The following is a 2418-nucleotide window of genomic DNA, read 5'->3' on the forward strand; positions in this document are numbered from 1 at the left end:
CTGACGCTCCCGGCAGGCGGAGGCGATCTCCGAGCCGGTGAAGCCCGCGCCGATCACGAGCACCCGGCGGGAGCCCGCCTCCAGCCGGCGGTGCAGCCGTACCGCGTCGTCGCGGGTGCGCAGGACGAACACGCCGTCGAGCGCCGCCTCGTCCTGGTGCGGCCACGGACGGGCCCGCACGCCGGTCGCGATCAGCAGCCGGTCGTACTCGACCTCGTCGCCGTCGGCGAGCTTCACCCGCCGGGCGGCCATGTCCAGGCCGGTGGCCGCGCAGCCGAGCCGCCAGTCGGCGTCCAGGTCCCGGCGGCGCGGCAGCGCGGTCTCCTCGGCGGCCGCCTTGCCGAGCAGGACCTGCTTGGACAGCGGCGGCCGGTCGTACGGCTCGTGGGGCTCGTCGCCGATCAGGGTGAGGGAGCCGGTGAAGCCCTTCTCCCGCAAGGCCTCCGCCCCGCGCAGCCCGGCGAGGGACGCGCCGACGACGACGATGCGTCCCTCGCGCCTGAGCCAGTCGACGTACCCGTCACCGTGCACCGGACACACCCTCCCGGACCTCGGCGGGAGCCGTGTCGTCCCGGTCGTCCACGACGATCGCCCCGACGGGACACGCCGCGACGGCGCGCTCCACCCTCTCCGTCTGGTCCGGGTCGGCGTACGGGCTATAGAGAAGGGCCTCGTCACCGTGCATGGTGAAGACGTCCGGGGCCAGGAACGCGCATTGCGCGTATCCCTGGCAGCGGTTGAGGTCGACCAACAGCCTCATCGGGCTCCGCCTCTCAAGGGGTCACGTTCCATGCCAGCCTCCGTGAGGGCGGGCGGTCGTGCGCGCCGGAGCTACCGGAGGAGTGACGGGCGCGACGCACCGGACCGGTCGGAGCCCCCGCCGATACACGGTTGGAACGTTCTTTGCAGGAATCTGACGGGACCGATGAACGGATGAAACCGCTTCTCGACGGGAGTCTGACGTCCCGCCCCTACGGTGCCTGACATGCCACATCCACCTGGCCGGACCAGCGGCCCCGCGACCGCGGCGACACCGCCCGCATCCGACACCCGGCCGACGGGCCTGTTCTCCCGCCGTGCCCCCGACCGCCACGACTCGGCGGCCCCGCCGCCCGGCCCCACCGCCTGATCGCGACCGTCCCCCCGAACCGACCGCACCCGACGAAAGAACGGCAACGATGTCAGCCACACACCGAACGTTCCCCCGCAGGCTCGCCACTGCGGGAGCCCTGCTGCTGAGCGCGACCACGGCGGCGGTGCTGCCGCCCGGCACGGCCGTCGCCGCGGGGCCGGAATCCGTCACCACGCATTCCGGCGCCACGACCGAGCAGGAGCGCAGCCGGGTCGACGCCTACTGGACCCCCGAGCGGATGAAACTGGCAGGCGCCTTGATACCCGAGATCACCCCCGTGCCCGAGGACGACACCACACCCGACGACCCGCGGCCGCTTCCTGCGGACACGCCGGACCCCGGGGCCGTGTGGACGCACGCCGGAGCCGTGAACAGGAGCGTCGGCCGTCTCTTCTTCACCTTCTCCGACGGCTACGACGGCAGTTGCACCGCGACGGTCGTCGACAGCGCGAACCGAAGCACCGTCATCACGGCGGCACACTGCCTGCGGGGCGTCGGGGCTCCCACCGCCGACGACACGTGGAGGCACAACCTCTACTTCGTGCCCGGCTACCGCAACGGGACCAAGCCGCTCGGCGGCTTCAGCATCAAGAGCGCGGCCACGTCCTCCCGTTGGGACGCCGAACCGGGAGGGACGACCTCGGAGGAGGTCGCCATCGCCGGCTACGACACGGGAGTCCTCGTGGCGAACCGTTCGGCCGAGGGACGCCGGGTCGCGGACGTCACGGGGACCCAGCGGATCGCGTTCACCAAGCCCGCCGAGGCCGAGTTCATCCACACCTTCGGGTACCCGAAGGACCGACTCAACAACCCCGACGCCAAGTACACCGGCTCACGCATGATCCACTGCGCCGGACCGGCCCGACCCGGCTCCAAGGTCCCCCTTCTGTGGGGTGAGCCCTGCGACATGTCCCACGGGGCGAGCGGCGGCCCCCACTTCGCACAGTTCGACACCCGGACCGGCATCGGCACCGTCGTCGGCGTCACCACCACCAGCGAAGAAGTCGCCGGTGGCCCGGCCAATACGCTCTACGCCACACGACTTGGCGACAGCGCCCGCCGCCTCTACAACTGGGCGCAGACACGCCCGGCCTGACGGTCCGTCCTATCCCCGGTCGGCCGGCACACCCCGGCCGACCGGGAGCCGTGCTCGACCCGGGAGCCGTGGCCGACCCGGGAGCCGTGCCGCATTGCCGCGCTTCGAGCACGACTGGCTGCCGCCCGCAGCCGTCAACCCGTCCTGCCGCCCGGCGCCTGGCGTCCGGGCAGCGGTGCTGCAGGACAGG

General features: G+C 72.6%; 3 protein-coding genes. 1 reads left to right on the forward strand and 2 read right to left on the reverse strand.

The window, feature by feature from the left end:
- Positions 1-531: FAD-dependent oxidoreductase (locus ACFC1F_RS34155; RefSeq protein ID WP_376164252.1), on the reverse strand; the 531-nt coding region annotated here is incomplete at its 3' end.
- Positions 521-760 (reverse strand): ferredoxin, encoded by a 240-nt coding sequence (locus tag ACFC1F_RS34160; RefSeq protein ID WP_209417507.1) that lies wholly within the window; start codon positions 758-760, stop codon positions 521-523. The genes ACFC1F_RS34155 and ACFC1F_RS34160, both read right to left, overlap by 11 nt.
- Positions 761-1178: 418 nt before the next feature.
- Here ACFC1F_RS34160 and ACFC1F_RS34165 point away from each other — a divergent pair, with 418 nt between their 5' ends.
- Complete coding sequence (locus ACFC1F_RS34165) at positions 1179-2228, forward strand: trypsin-like serine peptidase (protein ID WP_376164254.1); 1050 nt, start codon at positions 1179-1181, stop codon at positions 2226-2228.
- Positions 2229-2418 lie beyond the last annotated feature (190 nt).

This window comes from Kitasatospora sp. NPDC056181 (assembly GCF_042266225.1).
GTDB lineage: Bacteria > Actinomycetota > Actinomycetes > Streptomycetales > Streptomycetaceae > Kitasatospora.

Bases quoted from the DNA above. Each gene is read 5' to 3' on its own strand.
- ACFC1F_RS34160 (WP_209417507.1), bottom strand. From the start codon at position 760: ATGAGGCTGTTGGTCGACCTCAACCGCTGCCAGGGATACGCGCAATGC.
- ACFC1F_RS34165 (WP_376164254.1), top strand. From the start codon at position 1,179: ATGTCAGCCACACACCGAACGTTCCCCCGCAGGCTCGCCACTGCGGGA.